This is a genomic window from Enterococcus sp. DIV2402 (assembly GCF_017426705.2).
Classification (GTDB): Bacteria; Bacillota; Bacilli; order Lactobacillales; family Enterococcaceae; genus Enterococcus_F; species Enterococcus_F lowellii.
In genome coordinates, this window is the sequence record NZ_CP147251.1 from 2,095,234 (window position 1) to 2,109,440 (window position 14,207).

Consider the following 14,207-nt stretch of genomic DNA (forward strand, 5'->3'; position numbering starts at 1 on the left):
ATTATTCATCCTTTCTTAAGCTAAAAACGCTAACAATAAACCGCCAGCAATAACAGAAGCAATTTGACCAGAAACGTTTGCACCAGCAGCATGCATTAAAATGAAGTTCTGCGGATCTTCATCAGTCGCCATCTTTTGAATCACTCGACTAGACATTGGAAAAGCTGAGATTCCTGCAGCACCAATCATCGGGTTTACTTTCTCCTTGCGGAACAGATTGATAAATTTCGCAAACAACACACCGCCAATAGAATCCATAACAAAAGCAATCAAACCTAAACCAATAACCATTAACGTATCTACTTGTAAAAAGTCTTCATAATTCATACTGACTGAAATAGATAATCCTAGCAAAATACTGATAATGTTAACTAATTCATTTTGAGCAGTCAAAGATAAGCGGTCTAATACACCACATTCACGTAACAAATTACCAAACATCAAAAAGCCGACTAACGGTAACGATACTGGTGCAATTAACCCAGCAACAATTGAAATGACAACTGGGAATAAGATTTTAGCTGTTTGTGATACTTCTCCAGCACGATAAGTCATTCGTATCCGACGCTCTGCCTTAGTTGTAACTGCTTTAATCGCCACTGGTTGGATAATTGGAACTAATGACATATATGAATAGGCCGCCACCATGATTGCCCCCATATATTTAGAATTAAGTGTATTAGCCACAAAAATAGAAGTCGGACCATCTGCAGCGCCAATAATTCCAATAGACGCAGCATCGAATAAATCAAATCCTAATAGAACAGCCATAATAATTGTAAAGAAAATTCCAAATTGAGCAGCAGCTCCAAATAAGAGCATAAATGGATTTTGTAGTAATGGTCCAAAATCAATCATTGCGCCTATTCCAATAAATAACAGTAAAGGGAATAATTCTGTTGAAATTCCAAAATCGAACAACACATTGAAAGGTCCTGGTTCTCCACCAGCGAATAATACCCCAGAATTTGGAAAGTTGACTAAAATTGTTCCTAATCCCATAGGTACAAGTAAAGTTGGTTCATATTCCTTCTTGATTCCTAAGTACATCAATAGTCCACCAATCAGCATCATAACGATTCTTCCGGGTTCTTGTCCCATACCTAAAATACCTTGAATTAATGTCTCCACAAATTTCACTTCCTCTTTTTATCAAACTTATTTAATAGTTAATAATGGTTCACCTGGATTAACCACTTGACCTTGTGTAACATGAATGCCATTAACAGTTCCTGCTTGGTTTGCTACGATTTCATTTTCCATTTTCATAGCTTCTAAAATCAATAGTGGTTGATTCGCTTGTACAGCATCTCCTGTTTTTACTAAAATTTTCAATACTGTACCCGGCATAGGTGCAACCATTGCATCGACTCCTGCTTGTGATGTTGCTACTGGCGCCGGTGTTTCTTGAGGCTCTGGTTCAGGAACTGGTGCTGGTGCTGCCGGTGCAGAAACTGCTACTGGCTGTTGTACCGCCCCCACTTCTTCCATTTCTACTAAGTATTCCGTACCATCAATTGAGATTTTAAATTTTCGTAACATCGATACTCCTCCTATATGCTATCTATCTTTTTCTTGGCAATACTCTTAACAAACAACTGACTATCATCAGCTAACTCTGAGACTAAACTAGCAGAAATAATCGCAACTGTTCTTGCCTCTGGGTTTCTTTGAAGAATCCGTTTTATAACAAACTGACTATCTGGACGATCGCCAGCTGCTATGGCTGTCACAATAACACTAATTCGTTCATAATCTTTTGGATTCATTTCTATAAATGTCGGAATCGCTTCCCATCCGTCAGACTCCTTCTCGGATATTTTTTGGCTGTCCAAGTTATTTTCGAAAACGTTTTCTTCTCCATTTTGTTTTTTTGTGAACAATCGCTTTATCAGATTCATTGACTACTCCTTTCTTAAATTTATTTCACAGACTCATTATAGAAAACTCATCGAAAAGATGTAGAAAAAATTCAAACTTAAATTGTTCTTTTCGTGTTCATATTTCTAAAACCATCCTACAAAACCTTGAAAACGTTGGTATAAAGCTATTTATAGACAATTAAGATTCTATTAATATTTAATTAAGTACTGAATAAGATTTATAGTCCACGATTGTTTTTTTTGTGTTCTTTTGTTAGTCACCATCTTTATTCTTTTCGTTAATTTGATTATTCTAAATTTGTAAACAGGAAATAATAATAAAAAAAACAGATAGATTGTGAAATTAAAATTATTAATTTCTTTTTTATTTCTTTGTTATTGTTACCGTTTTCAAAAAAACATTCGTTCAATTAGAAGAAAGGAAGAAAAAATGTTACTAACTATTTTATCTTACGCAATGATTATCATCTTCATGTTCGTCATCATGAAGAAAAAGTTATCACCATTTACTTCATTAGTAGTTGTTCCGCTTGTGTTCACTTTGATTGCGATTGCCACAGGTGTCGCAAGTCCACCAACTGGAGCAGATGGCAGTATTCCAGAAGTACACATTGGCAATTTTGTAATGGAAGGTATCGCAACAACAGCAACAACAGGAATTATGTTGCTCTTTGCCATTCTTTATTTCTCAATCATGCTGGACGCAGGATTATTTGATCCAATTACCAAAAAAATGATTTATTTTGCTAAAGGCGACCCCATGAAAGTTTTGATGGCAACTGCAGTCGTGGCTGCCGCAGTATCACTAAATGGTGATGGAACAACGACCACTTTGATTTGTTGTTCTGCGTTTATTCCAATCTATAAAAAACTGAACATGAAATTGATGAACCTAGGTGTTTTGATTATTTTACAAAATACTATTATGAATCTATTGCCTTGGGGTGGTCCTACTGCCCGTGCAATGGCGGTTTTAGAGGTTGATGCAGATATACTGTCTTACCTAGCTCCAGGTATGATTATTTCAATCTTATATGTTATCTTCTTTGTTGCTTATCGTATGGGAAAAAAAGAACGTGCTCGTTTGGGCGTCACAAGCTTTTCGGATGCTGAAATAGAAGAAATGACTAGCGTAACTGATTCAGAAATTCTAACAATTCGTCGTCCAAATAATTTTATATTCAATGGTATTTTAACAATTGTCTTAATTGCATGGCTGGTATTAAGTTCTTTTGTTAACCAATTAGGTCTCCCAGAATGGATTTCTATGCCTCCATTATTACTTTTCTTAGTTGGTACTTGTATTGCTTTAATTGTCAACTATCCTGTATTAAAAGATCAAAGTGCTCGGATTGGTGCTAACGGAGGAGATGCCGTTCAAGTAGTCATTCTTGTATTTGCTGCTGGTGTATTCATGGGTCTATTCCAGGGCTCAGGTATGGCAAATGCTTTAGCGAACAGTTTTGTCGATATTATTCCAGAACAACTTGCTGGAGCGTGGGGATTAGTTATTGCCTTCATTTCTGCACCAGGTACCTTCTTTATTTCCAATGATGGATTTTACTTTGGAGTGATGCCTGTTTTAGCAGAAGCAGGACGTTCTTATGGATTTGATAATATGTCAATGGCTCTTGCTTCATTAATGGGACAGGCTTTTCATTTATTAAGTCCCTTAGTGGCATTTATCTATTTATTGCTTCGTTTAACCGGCCTAGATATGGGGCAATGGCAAAAAGAATCAGCTAAGTATGCTTTAGGAATCTTTATCATTTTCATTGTAACTATTGTTTTACTTGGACATATGCCTATTTTTATCCCACAAAACTAAAATAATGGACAAATCCAAGAAAATTATTCTTAGATTTGTCCAATAATTGTTTTATAGTAAATTAAACATAAACGAGGTATCTAAATTTATCAGTGTACTCAAAAGTAATCACTGTTATACTATTAAAGGAGGTCTAATCATGGCATCTATTATTGAAGTCGTGAAAAAAAATTTGGATCTAACACAAAATAAACCACTTAAAGCTTGTATATACGAAGCTTTCCGAAAAACAATTATTTTAGGAGATATTCCTGCTGGTGAACGTATAAATGAAAAAGAATTTTCAGAAGTATTGAATATTAGCCGTACACCTATTCGATTCGCACTGCAAGAATTAGTCAAAGAACAATTGGTTACACATGTACCTAAAATTGGAATCGTCATCAAAGGTATCAGCATTAAAGACGCTCACGAAATCTATGAAATTCGAAAATCACTAGATACTTTAGCGACAATCAAAGCAATGAATTTAATGACCGATGATGATTTTGAAGAATTGGAATCACTGCTCATACAAGGAGAGTATTTAAACGAAACCGGTCAAGTTGATAAATTATTGCAAAATTTCTCTGACTTTAATTCTTTCATCTATGAAAAAAGTCAAATGCTTAGATTAAAAACAATCGTAACTGAATTACAAGCCTATTTAATTTATTTTAGGGATATTGCCATCCGATCATCCTCTCGACGAAGCCGAGCATTAAAAGAGCACTGGTTAATTTTTAGAGGCATGAAAACACAGAATAGCGAACAAATTACTTTAATTACGCACGAACACCTTAATCGCTCCTTAACATTTATTTTAAAAGAAATGGAGCGTCGTCAAATTGACTGAATATTTATCACAGCAAATTGCTGGAATTGCCATTAAAGCTTTACTTTATGAAGTAAGTCTCTCACCAAAACCAGGTCTAGTGGATCGGTTTTCCAATGGCGCACATCAAGATATGGACTTCTTCACCTTTATTGATAGCATTCAAAGTCTGGCTCCCTTTTTTAATGAATACGTCTTAATTGGTTATCGTCATAATGACGTGTTGCCTTCTCTTTTTTCAAAACTACGAACTGTTGGTATACAGGCTGAAAAATCGATGTTAGCAGCAACAAATCAAGTAAATACTCATAAAGGAGCGAATTTTTCATTTGCTGTATTGCTGGGTGCTACAGGATTTTATCTACAAAATCATCAATTGCCATTAACTGAGAAAGACAGCAAAAATATTTTGATGATCGTCACTGAAATGACAAAAGATCTTATTCAAAAAGATTTTACGGATTTACATCAAAAGAGAGTACTTTCTTATGGTGAAAAACTCTATCTAGAGAAAAAAATAACGGGTATTCGAGGGGAAGTGTCTAAGGGGTTTCCTACTCTATCTACCTTGCTTCTACCTTTTTTGCGTCGACCCACTAAAGAATCCAAAAATATAACCTTACTGCGCGGCTTAATTTTGTTGATGAGTACAGTTGAAGATGGGAATATTTTACACAGAGGTGGATTTGATGCTTGGCGACAAGTTCAAAAAGAAAGTCAACAGCTTTTTGAAATGGAACTGGATGCCGATGATTTTTTAAAAACTCTACAAGATTATGATAAAAAAATGACTCAAAAAAATTTGAGTCCCGGTGGTGCTGCAGATTTATTAGGGTTAGGGCTTTACTTTGCTTTTTTAGAAAATATTTTTTAACTTTCTGCTGGAAAAAATGCATAACCTATTCCCCAAACAGTTTTTAAATTCTTGGGATTTTTAGGATTATCTTCAATTTTATTTCGTAGATGGTTGATAAAGACCATAATTGTATTCGCATCTACTTCTCCATCATTCCAAACACTACTATAAATCTGTTCTTTAGAAAATACCTGATCTGGATTTTTTAAAAAGAATTGCATGAGTTGTGTTTCTTTTGAAGAAAGTGGTATCAATTTATCCTTTTTATATAATTGATACCGATTAGAATCAAATCGAAAATCCCCAATAATCAATTCATTACTTTGAAGTTCTTGTTGTTGATTACGAATAACGTTCGAACGATTTAACGTTGCTATAACTTGTGCTTTTAATATTGCTGGGGTAAAAGGTTTCGTCAAATACAAATCGGCACCAGTCTCTAGACCAGCTACAATATCATGTTCGTTGTTTTTTCCGCTAAGAAATACAATCGGTACCATTGAATCTTGTTCTCTGATTATTTGTGCTAAATAATAGCCATCATTTTCATATTCTAAACTAACATCTAACAGGAATAAATCGAAAGTAACTCTTGACATAATATCTAATGTTTTTTCAATTGAATCACTTTGATAAATCAAAATTCCTGTTGATTGTAGAGCTTTCCATATTAATCTTCTTATTGATGAATCATCATCAACAACTAAGATTTTTTCGTTACGCATACCTATTTCCTCCTAATTTGAAAGTTACATTTAGTGGTAAAAGAAAGGATTTCCTATGTATAAGAAACATTCAATCAAATGGCTTTATTTGAGTTTTTTTATTATTCTATTACTATCTATTTTAGGAATAATTGTGACTGCTACTAGTTATCGTAACACACACCAACATTCTTTGGAAATGGGGCTTACACAACTAGATAAAGTAAATGATTATGTAATAAAGATTTTAACCCTAGAGTTAGATGCACAAACTGATTTGCTAAATGATCTGGGCAAGCAAATGGCTACTAATAAAGAGCGTACACAATTATTAGACGATAATCAAATTTTAAACAAGCTCTTTGATGCGCCAACTTCCATTATCAGAAAAATTTACTTGCTGAATCCTGATGGGAAATTTTTAGATGGTCGTAAGCAGTCAAAAAACGGATTGACTACTCTCGATTATTTACCAGAAATATATACTAAAGATTCGCTTTTCTATAAGGCGCTACAAGGCGAAGTTCTCGGAAGTGGCAAAGAATACTTTGATGATCATAGTTCTTATATTAATATATACTATCCCATTGTTAATGACAATCAGCAAATAGAATCTATCTTGATGGTTCCTATTAATCTAAATCAATTCTTTAATGAAAAAATTGCTCAAAAAGAAGATTCTCTACAAGGATATACTATGGTCAAAAATGAAAATATGGAAGTTATTATGCATCCTTCTACAGACCAAATTGGTTTATCTATTGTTGATGGAAGAAAAAAAGAGTTCCCTAAATTAGATTATTCAGATTTAGAAAAATTAGAACAACAGCAACGAACAAATGATCATGGAACTGTAGCTTATTATTCTTATTGGTGGACCAGTAAAAATTTAGAAAAAGTATTGAAAATGACTGCGTTTCAATGGATCACTATCGGTGAAACTCGTTGGATAGTAGCTAGTAATGCTGACTTTAGAGAAGTAAGCGGTTTAAAATTACAAGAAAGTCTCATAGTCATCGGTTTATTAGCAATTCTATTAGCTATCATTTTATCCATATTAATCAACTTCAGAAATTATATTAGACGTAATCAAGCCTATCAAGAAAACCAACGATTATTGGCAATTCAAGAACTACAGAAAGAAAAACATAACGTAGAAAAAACATTATTACAAGAATCTAAATTAGAAACGATTGGCTTATTAACTACATCCATTGTTCATGATATGAATAATTTTTTGACACCTCTGATTGGTAATCTCCAATTACTTATGGATGAGCACAAAGATAATCCTGAACTTATCGAAGACTTGAAAGAAATTTATCAAGCTGCCCAAAAAGGTCAAAAACTCTCTAAAAATGTATTACGTTTCTCAAAAGTTGCACCCGAATCAAAAGAGACACTAGATATTGGTTCTGTTGTATCTGATGCTATTTCAGTCATGAAGTTACTCTTGCCAAACGAAGATATTATCAACCTCGAAATCAAAACTACAGGACCAGCGATTTTTGAAAAAGATGATTTACAAGGAATTTTGTATAATCTCATTATTAACGCTTTTCAAGCAATGGGTTCTTCAGGAAAAATAATAGTTTCGGTTGAAAAATGTACTGAATCAGATATTATCAATTTCCAAAATTATCATTCAATATATAGAAATAATAAATTTCTACTGCTCAAGATACAAGATACAGGACCAGGTATTCCTAAAGAAATTGAAAATAAAATTTTCACTCCTTTTTTTACCACTCGAACTTCTGATGGTGGCACAGGTCTTGGCTTGTTTATTGTTTCTTCATTAATCAAGAAAAATAATTGGCTTTTAAAATTAGAAACTTCACCAAAAGGATCAATCTTCTCCATTGCTATCCCTCTAGAAAATAGTGATACCAAAGGGGCTGTGACGTAAATATGTCTCATCCTCATTTATAACCAGAAGACCCACAAAAATCATCTTTGATTTTTGTGGGTCTTCTGGTTTTCTATGTATATTGGTAATTATTTTTGTTTAATGTAGCTAATTTCATCCTATTGTGGGCCATGATAAGGATACCAGATTACTTTCGAACTTTCTTCAACCCTCGAACCGTGAATCGATTGAAGCTTAAAGATGACTTCATCATCTGGAACATCATTCACTAAAATTAATTTACCTGTTATTGGCGCAACCACTTGGATATTCTTCTTACTTTGAAAGAGTTTAAACATATTTCTAACCCCATGTTAACTAGTTATTACATGATGACAACAAAAAAACTCTTCAGAAACCACTATACAAATACAAAAATAGACACTAGTGCCTAAAATTGAATAATTGGTGAAGCCTCCGAAGAGTGACTCTCTTTAATTACGTTTTCATATCAGCACCAAATCAATTAAACGTCAACTCAATATTAATCATTGTAGATTGAAATCATTCATTAGTTAAATCTATTTTAAATATTTACCATTTATTTGTCGGACAATTATATACATAGAACCTTAAAATCGCAGGCTATACAGTTATAAAAGAGAGAATAAAATTTGCTAACGTATTTTTTACTTTGTGTGAGTCATAACCCAGTAGTGAAATTATCATCTGTAATATTCAATACTACAGTAATAAATAAGGTGCCTAATCAGAGAAAGTCATGTTTTTTATTTCCGCTACTATCATACACCTTAAATTAAATGGCTGATTGGCTCTTCTTTAGAAAATTTAATTACTTGTGTCACAGCCTCGTATGCCATTTCATTTCGAGCTTCATACGTATCATTGCCTACGTGTGGCGTAAGGACTACATTCGGCAATTTCAATAAACCTTCTGTAAAATGCGGTTCAAATTCGTGTACATCTAAAGCTGCTCCGGCAATCATTTTTTCATTAAGTGCTTCGACAAGATCTGCTTCCTTAATTAATGATCCTCTCGCACAATTGATTAAATAAGCACTTTTCTTCATCATTTGTATTTCATTTTTCGTAATCATATGGTGATTCTCGTCATTTGCGGAACAATTTAAGGTAATATAATCTGCGGACTTTAACACTTCCTCCAAAGAAACTTCTTTGGCATGCAGTTCATGCTTCGTTTGAGCTGCTATTTTTTTAGGATCGACAAACAAGACTTCCATCTCTAAAGCATGCGCAATTTTAGCTACTTTTTGTCCAATTCTGCCAAATCCAATAATTCCAATTTTTTTATTAGATGCTTGATGTCCCCCAAGATAGCCAGTAACAGACCAGCCACTAAAATCATTTTGATCACAAATCTTTTGTCCTTCTTTTACGTTTCTTGATAAAGCCAACAACAAAGTCATCGTCATTTCAGCAGTCGATTGAATGGCATCATGTGTAGGCGTATTTGTAATTGAAATGTTTTTCTTTCTAGCTGTCTCGATTGCGATATTACTATAACCATCTCCAATATTGGCAATCAATGCAAGCTTATCGGCTTTTTCAAGTACCTCTTCTGTCACAGAAACATTGACTGCAGCGATCAGAATATCGACTCCTGCGATAGTATCGATCAGCTTTTCCGTATCGTTAAGATACTTCACTTGAAAGTTCTGTTCGTCTAAAAGTTGTTTGCTTTCTGTTGGTAAATCAACAGCTACTAAAATATTTGTCATTGTTTTTCCTCCTCGTAAACGTAATTTTAAAAATGGTCTCGTTATATCACTGCCTTCTGTTCAATCGTCTTGCCAATTAAATACTTTCTGAGACCATAGGGAAAAGCAGGTCTATCTTTTGTTTTAATCTTTCTTATCACTAAATTCAAATTTTTTTTTGAACAAAGCTGAAATAAAGAAATACAATCCAATAGTTAATAAAAACGCAAACCAAAGGCAGAAAAACGGTAAAATTTGAACCACTAAACTACCACTTCCTACACCAATCATAAAAAGCAGAATTGTTAAACTTAAATGTATGAAATTTTTCTTAGCTGTTTCGTCTTTTTTAAAGAGAAAATTAAAAAGATTCGTCATCAAATTTTTCGTATTTCCTGTCATAATACCGTCATTGACCGTCGTCATACCGATTTGTCGAAAAATAGTCAATTCGTAGCCTGCCAGAAAACCTAAGAGAAAGATCATCAATGAATCGTTAATCGTTTGCTGAAAAAGAGCAAAGAACAGCAGCAGACTTCCCTGAATGAGTAAGAAAATTTGATATTTTTTGAGAAAATGCCTCTTCATTTTCTGAAGGACAGCTTCTCCAATGAAAGCCCCTAATGAAAAACCAATAAAAACAGTGATATGACCTGCAGCTTGGCTAAATTGTCCTGTAAAAAGTTTGCTGCTAAAAGCAATCATATTACCAGTTTGAGCGCTCACAAAGACACCATCTTTTTCTAAAAAAGTATAAGCATCAATAAATCCCATCAAAAAAGTAGCTGCCATTGTTAAGTAACTTAACACTTCTATTTCACTCTTTGTCATCCGTTGCCCCATTATCGCGTCCACCTACTTTCAAAAAATAAAGGAAAACTAACTCTATTTCTTTCAATCAATTATTTAATTATATATATAGATTTAACGATGACAGCAACTTCATTTTTCTGATTTACTAAACTTTTCAATAAAATATACCTTTCATTAATTGTAAAATGAATAAACTTATTCGTCAAAGCTCTGCGCTTAAAAAACTGATTATTTTGTGCAGACAGTATACTTCCATATTAATATCCCATATATATTTCATATACTTGCTTCTAGTATGTCGTTGATAAAAGAATTTTTTTCACTTCTTTTTATTTTTTCGTCCTATAAACGGACTTTATCCTTCAAACAATGTGAGTTGATCTGCTACATAACCCTCTTGTATTTGCTTTCAAATATAGACTTCTATCTGCTGTTTATTGTTTCCAACTATATCGACATAATACTCTCCCACTATATCAAAATGGGATATTCTCATACCGATACCTTCTTAAATTGGCATAGCTATCAACTTTCCTTAAACGGCTATTTTATATATCCCATAAAACTTGATACACTTAATTTTTGCTGGAAAACTGACTAACAAATGAATATAATCTCGACAAGCGTTTGCTTGAATTATCTCAATGTCTTTTCTTTTACACAATTATCGGATAATTTCCCGAATACTTTTCTTGTATTATCCATAAATCACTCGCATTCTATATTTTTGTGCAAAAATGATGTGATATTTACAATTGAACATTTAATTCTAAAGTACCTATCCTTCTGTAACTAATGGTTTTCAGCAAAGATCCAATCTAAACTTAAACAATCCTTCCTTTACTTTTTTTCATGAAAAGTTATGACAAAAAATACTACTTACCCTCATAAATATTTTTCGGAACAGTAGTTAATAATGCTTAACAATATTCATTCATATCTATTATTAGGCATTGCATCTTTGAAACAAATTCAAAGTCATGACTAATAATGATAAAACGAATTCCTTTTTCACGGTATTCATCAATCAAACGATGCATTCGCTGCATATTACGTGCATCTAAACCGGATGTTGGTTCGTCCAAAATCAAATAATCCGGTTGCCTCATCAATCCTACTGCAAAAGTTAATCGTTGCTTCTGTCCTCCTGATAATGAAGCTGGATGTCGTTCTTTAAGTGTTTCTAGTCCCAAATCTTGCATTATTTTTTCTGCTCGCTCAATATTCTCTGTGGTTCTATTGATTCCTAATAGTAATTCATTAACTACACTATCAGAAAACAATTGATAATCTGCATCTTGCAAAACAAACCAAAATTTTTTTCGCCTCTCTCTCATGGATAATTTGGTCTTATTTAACATAATTGTACCTGCTTTTTCTTTCAATAAACCACAAAGAGTTTGTGCTAATGTAGTTTTTCCAATACCATTTTTTCCTGTTAGAACAACGATTTCTCCTTTACTCATAGTAAATTCAATGTTTTCTAATAAAGGTTTATTTCTTCTACCATAACCAACTGAAAGATTGTTTAAATGGAGTTCTGACTCCTTTTGTCGTCTACTTTCTAATTTGGGTTGCTTCTTCATGATTTCATTAAGAGTGATCGCTTGATTACTTCTAATACCAAGTGAATTTAAATACTCGTCATCTAATCGATTGAATCGTTCACTATCCCCTTGATTTTTAATTGTGCCTTCCTCCATATAAACGACTCGATCAAACAAATTCATTAAATAATAAATACGATGATCGGCAATTAAAATAGTCTTTCCTTGCTTTTTCAATTTTTTTAATAACTTCGCTAAAATCAGACACGATTCAAAATCCAGATTAGCTGATGGCTCATCAAGTACATAGATATCTGGATCACTTACCTGTACAACACTCATGGCTACTTTTTGTTTCTCACCGCTTGAAAGATTTTCTAATTTTCGATTTTTTAAATCAACAATTCTATTTGCTTTTGTAACATGATCTATTCGGTTTTTGATAGTTTCAGGATCATATCCATAATTTTCTGAAGTAAAAGCCAGTTCATCTAATATATGCGAGGTAAAAAATTGAGAACGGGCATCTTGAAAAACACTGCCCACATGCTCTCCATATTCCCAGGATTCAAATAGTGAGGTATGCATGCCATCAATATAAATTTCCCCTTGTATATTTCCTTCAAAATAATGAGGAATCAACCCATTAATCAAGCGAGTAATCGTCGTTTTCCCACAACCTGATCCTCCTGTTAATAATACACATTCCCCTTTTGAAATCCTTAAATCAATATTTTTTAATTGATTATTTTCTCCATCATAGGAATAGGATACATTTTGTAATTGCACTGCTATGTCCATTTTCTTTCTCCTCTGCTCAAAATCTTACAAATAAAATAATCACACTACAGCTAAAAACCAAACATGTGATAAGTATATCGTCTCTACTTAATCGACTTTCATAGATAGACGTTCTTTTTTTAGGATAGTCAATTCCCTTCGTCATTGCTGAAGCTGCTAACTCGTCTGTAATTTTTAGTGTTCTCATCATTAAAGGAACAAAGGTATATTCAAAACTATTTAATGGATGTAGCCAATTTTTAGGTTGGCTGAATGAAAGTCCTCTTAATTTTGCTGAAATTTGAATAGTATCATTTTCCATCTTAATGATAGGAAAGAAGCGTAAAGTAACTACTAGTGTAATCAAAATATTTTTCGGAATTTTTAGTTTTTGTAATGAAGAAATCATTTGTCCACTAGGTACTTCTTGCAAGATAGAAGCAAACATTATTACCGGGCCGAATCTTAAAATTAAGAATGTAAAAAAACCAAAAAATTTTAACGACTGATAGTCAGTTATTAAACTATAGAAGTGAAATGCTGTGACTATAAGAACCAAAAGAATTGATTTGACTGCACGCTTGTAATGACGATTATATAAAAGATAACCAATTGCCAGTAAATTGAATAAAATCAATTGGTCGATAGTAGCTATCAAAATAATAACTCCCAAGAAGATCAATAATAAAAACTGAATACGTGGATCGATACTTTTTTTCACTCTCTATACTCCTTTTTTAAAAGAAAGGAACTATGAATTCTACATAGCTCCTTCAATAAAATGTAATGTATTATTGCTTTGAGACAAGCCCAGACTTGATAAAATGTTTTTTCAACAAACCATAGCCAAATAAGCAACCTAGAACAATGGCTACAATCAATGTCAAGACAGCAACAACAATCCAGAATGGTGTCGTCATATATTTTACATATGCATCACGCAAGACACCTTCAATCTGCATCGTTGAAAAATAGTACTCTGCAGAAATCGCAAGGATGATATAGTTACAAAAACCATAAACCAGATTATACAAAGTATAGGCAATGGTTTGCGCTCTCAGACTTCTATAACCACCAAATTTGGCTAAAACAATTTCTCCTAACAATGCTCCTAACATTGTGAATGGTAAAACAAAGGGCGCGCCCATAATCGTGTAAAATAATCCATTGATAATTCCAAAGGTTAATAACGTTCCTCGTTTTCCAACCTTAAAAGCCAATAAAATATAGATGGGACAAGTAAAAAATAGAACAAAAGCAGTTGCATACGGATACGCCCAAACTAAAAAAGGTGTGGTAAGTATCGATAAAGCAAACGAAATAACTAGATTAACAACTGTATATAAACCAATGGTTAGATAATCTTTAGACACTAACTTATTTTTATTTTTCAT

General features: G+C 33.2%; 14 protein-coding genes and 1 pseudogene. 4 read left to right on the plus strand and 11 right to left on the minus strand.

All coding sequences use genetic code 11. From position 1 onward, the window contains the following. Positions 1 to 15: 15 nt before the first annotated feature. The 3 genes from DOK78_RS10215 to DOK78_RS10225 are packed head-to-tail and all read right to left on the minus strand — an operon-like array spanning position 16 to position 1,901. The gene (locus tag DOK78_RS10215; RefSeq protein ID WP_207940460.1) at positions 16 to 1,131 is read right to left on the minus strand and encodes a sodium ion-translocating decarboxylase subunit beta; all 1,116 of its coding nucleotides are present in this window, start codon (positions 1,129 to 1,131) and stop codon (positions 16 to 18) included. 27 nt (positions 1,132 to 1,158) lie between these two features. Continuing rightward, a complete protein-coding gene (locus tag DOK78_RS10220; protein ID WP_207940459.1) occupies positions 1,159 to 1,542 on the minus strand; it encodes an acetyl-CoA carboxylase biotin carboxyl carrier protein subunit in 384 nt (127 codons plus the stop codon). 11 nt (positions 1,543 to 1,553) lie between these two features. Then, positions 1,554 to 1,901, minus strand: coding sequence for a hypothetical protein (locus tag DOK78_RS10225; protein ID WP_207940458.1), 348 nt, complete (start codon positions 1,899 to 1,901; stop codon positions 1,554 to 1,556). Between the two features lie 412 nt (positions 1,902 to 2,313). On the opposite strand from DOK78_RS10225, the gene DOK78_RS10230 reads away from it, so the two are divergent. The 3 genes from DOK78_RS10230 to citG all read left to right on the plus strand — a co-directional run bounded on the left by DOK78_RS10230 (position 2,314) and on the right by citG (position 5,399). After that, on the plus strand, positions 2,314 to 3,711 hold the full coding sequence (locus DOK78_RS10230) for a CitMHS family transporter (protein ID WP_207940457.1): 1,398 nt from the start codon (positions 2,314 to 2,316) through the stop codon (positions 3,709 to 3,711). Between the two features lie 139 nt (positions 3,712 to 3,850). Further along, positions 3,851 to 4,546 carry a GntR family transcriptional regulator gene (locus DOK78_RS10235; protein WP_207940456.1) on the plus strand — a complete coding sequence of 232 codons (696 nt, stop codon included), beginning with the start codon at positions 3,851 to 3,853 and terminating at the stop codon, positions 4,544 to 4,546. Then, positions 4,539 to 5,399 carry a triphosphoribosyl-dephospho-CoA synthase CitG gene (gene citG, locus DOK78_RS10240; protein WP_207940455.1) on the plus strand — a complete coding sequence of 287 codons (861 nt, stop codon included), beginning with the start codon at positions 4,539 to 4,541 and terminating at the stop codon, positions 5,397 to 5,399. The genes DOK78_RS10235 and citG overlap by 8 nt, the downstream gene beginning before the upstream one ends. Here the strand turns inward: citG and DOK78_RS10245 are convergent. Continuing rightward, the gene (locus DOK78_RS10245; protein WP_207940454.1) at positions 5,396 to 6,106 is read right to left on the minus strand and encodes a response regulator transcription factor; all 711 of its coding nucleotides are present in this window, start codon (positions 6,104 to 6,106) and stop codon (positions 5,396 to 5,398) included. The two genes, citG and DOK78_RS10245, sit on opposite strands and share 4 nt — an antisense overlap. A 55-nt stretch (positions 6,107 to 6,161) precedes the next feature. Between DOK78_RS10245 and DOK78_RS10250 the strand changes: the two genes are divergently transcribed. Next, positions 6,162 to 7,994: a sensor histidine kinase gene (locus DOK78_RS10250; RefSeq protein WP_207940453.1), complete on the plus strand. Its 1,833-nt coding sequence runs from the start codon at positions 6,162 to 6,164 to the stop codon at positions 7,992 to 7,994. Positions 7,995 to 8,113: 119 nt separating this feature from the next. Here the strand turns inward: DOK78_RS10250 and DOK78_RS10255 are convergent, their stop codons facing one another. The 7 genes and pseudogenes from DOK78_RS10255 to DOK78_RS10285 form a co-directional block, all read right to left on the minus strand. Beyond that, the gene (locus DOK78_RS10255) at positions 8,114 to 8,293 is read right to left on the minus strand and encodes a hypothetical protein (protein ID WP_207940452.1); all 180 of its coding nucleotides are present in this window, start codon (positions 8,291 to 8,293) and stop codon (positions 8,114 to 8,116) included. Between the two features lie 453 nt (positions 8,294 to 8,746). Continuing rightward, positions 8,747 to 9,694: an NAD(P)-dependent oxidoreductase gene (locus DOK78_RS10260; RefSeq protein WP_207940451.1), complete on the minus strand. Its 948-nt coding sequence runs from the start codon at positions 9,692 to 9,694 to the stop codon at positions 8,747 to 8,749. A 123-nt stretch (positions 9,695 to 9,817) separates the two neighbouring features. Further along, on the minus strand, positions 9,818 to 10,504 hold the full coding sequence (locus tag DOK78_RS10265) for a YoaK family protein (protein ID WP_207940450.1): 687 nt from the start codon (positions 10,502 to 10,504) through the stop codon (positions 9,818 to 9,820). A gap of 337 nt (positions 10,505 to 10,841) precedes the next feature. Next, positions 10,842 to 11,249: pseudogene (tnpA, locus tag DOK78_RS10270) on the minus strand (IS200/IS605 family transposase). A 157-nt stretch (positions 11,250 to 11,406) separates the two neighbouring features. Beyond that, positions 11,407 to 12,834 (minus strand): ABC transporter ATP-binding protein, encoded by a 1,428-nt coding sequence (locus tag DOK78_RS10275; RefSeq protein ID WP_207940449.1) that lies wholly within the window; start codon positions 12,832 to 12,834, stop codon positions 11,407 to 11,409. Between the two features lie 16 nt (positions 12,835 to 12,850). Further along, the gene (locus DOK78_RS10280) at positions 12,851 to 13,534 is read right to left on the minus strand and encodes a CbiQ family ECF transporter T component (protein WP_207940448.1); all 684 of its coding nucleotides are present in this window, start codon (positions 13,532 to 13,534) and stop codon (positions 12,851 to 12,853) included. A gap of 70 nt (positions 13,535 to 13,604) precedes the next feature. Beyond that, the gene (locus DOK78_RS10285) at positions 13,605 to 14,207 is read right to left on the minus strand and encodes an MptD family putative ECF transporter S component (RefSeq protein ID WP_207940447.1); all 603 of its coding nucleotides are present in this window, start codon (positions 14,205 to 14,207) and stop codon (positions 13,605 to 13,607) included.

Excerpts from the sequence above, each read along its gene's own strand:
- DOK78_RS10275 (WP_207940449.1), bottom strand. The coding sequence starts at position 12,834 with ATGGACATAGCAGTGCAATTACAAAATGTATCCTATTCCTATGATGGA.
- DOK78_RS10260 (WP_207940451.1), bottom strand. The coding sequence starts at position 9,694 with ATGACAAATATTTTAGTAGCTGTTGATTTACCAACAGAAAGCAAACAA.
- DOK78_RS10265 (WP_207940450.1), bottom strand. The coding sequence starts at position 10,504 with ATGACAAAGAGTGAAATAGAAGTGTTAAGTTACTTAACAATGGCAGCT.
- DOK78_RS10245 (WP_207940454.1), bottom strand. The coding sequence starts at position 6,106 with ATGCGTAACGAAAAAATCTTAGTTGTTGATGATGATTCATCAATAAGA.
- DOK78_RS10220 (WP_207940459.1), bottom strand. The coding sequence starts at position 1,542 with ATGTTACGAAAATTTAAAATCTCAATTGATGGTACGGAATACTTAGTA.
- DOK78_RS10230 (WP_207940457.1), top strand. The coding sequence starts at position 2,314 with ATGTTACTAACTATTTTATCTTACGCAATGATTATCATCTTCATGTTC.
- DOK78_RS10235 (WP_207940456.1), top strand. The coding sequence starts at position 3,851 with ATGGCATCTATTATTGAAGTCGTGAAAAAAAATTTGGATCTAACACAA.
- DOK78_RS10285 (WP_207940447.1), bottom strand. The coding sequence starts at position 14,207 with ATGAAAAATAAAAATAAGTTAGTGTCTAAAGATTATCTAACCATTGGT.
- DOK78_RS10250 (WP_207940453.1), top strand. The coding sequence starts at position 6,162 with ATGTATAAGAAACATTCAATCAAATGGCTTTATTTGAGTTTTTTTATT.
- DOK78_RS10255 (WP_207940452.1), bottom strand. The coding sequence starts at position 8,293 with ATGTTTAAACTCTTTCAAAGTAAGAAGAATATCCAAGTGGTTGCGCCA.
- DOK78_RS10225 (WP_207940458.1), bottom strand. The coding sequence starts at position 1,901 with ATGAATCTGATAAAGCGATTGTTCACAAAAAAACAAAATGGAGAAGAA.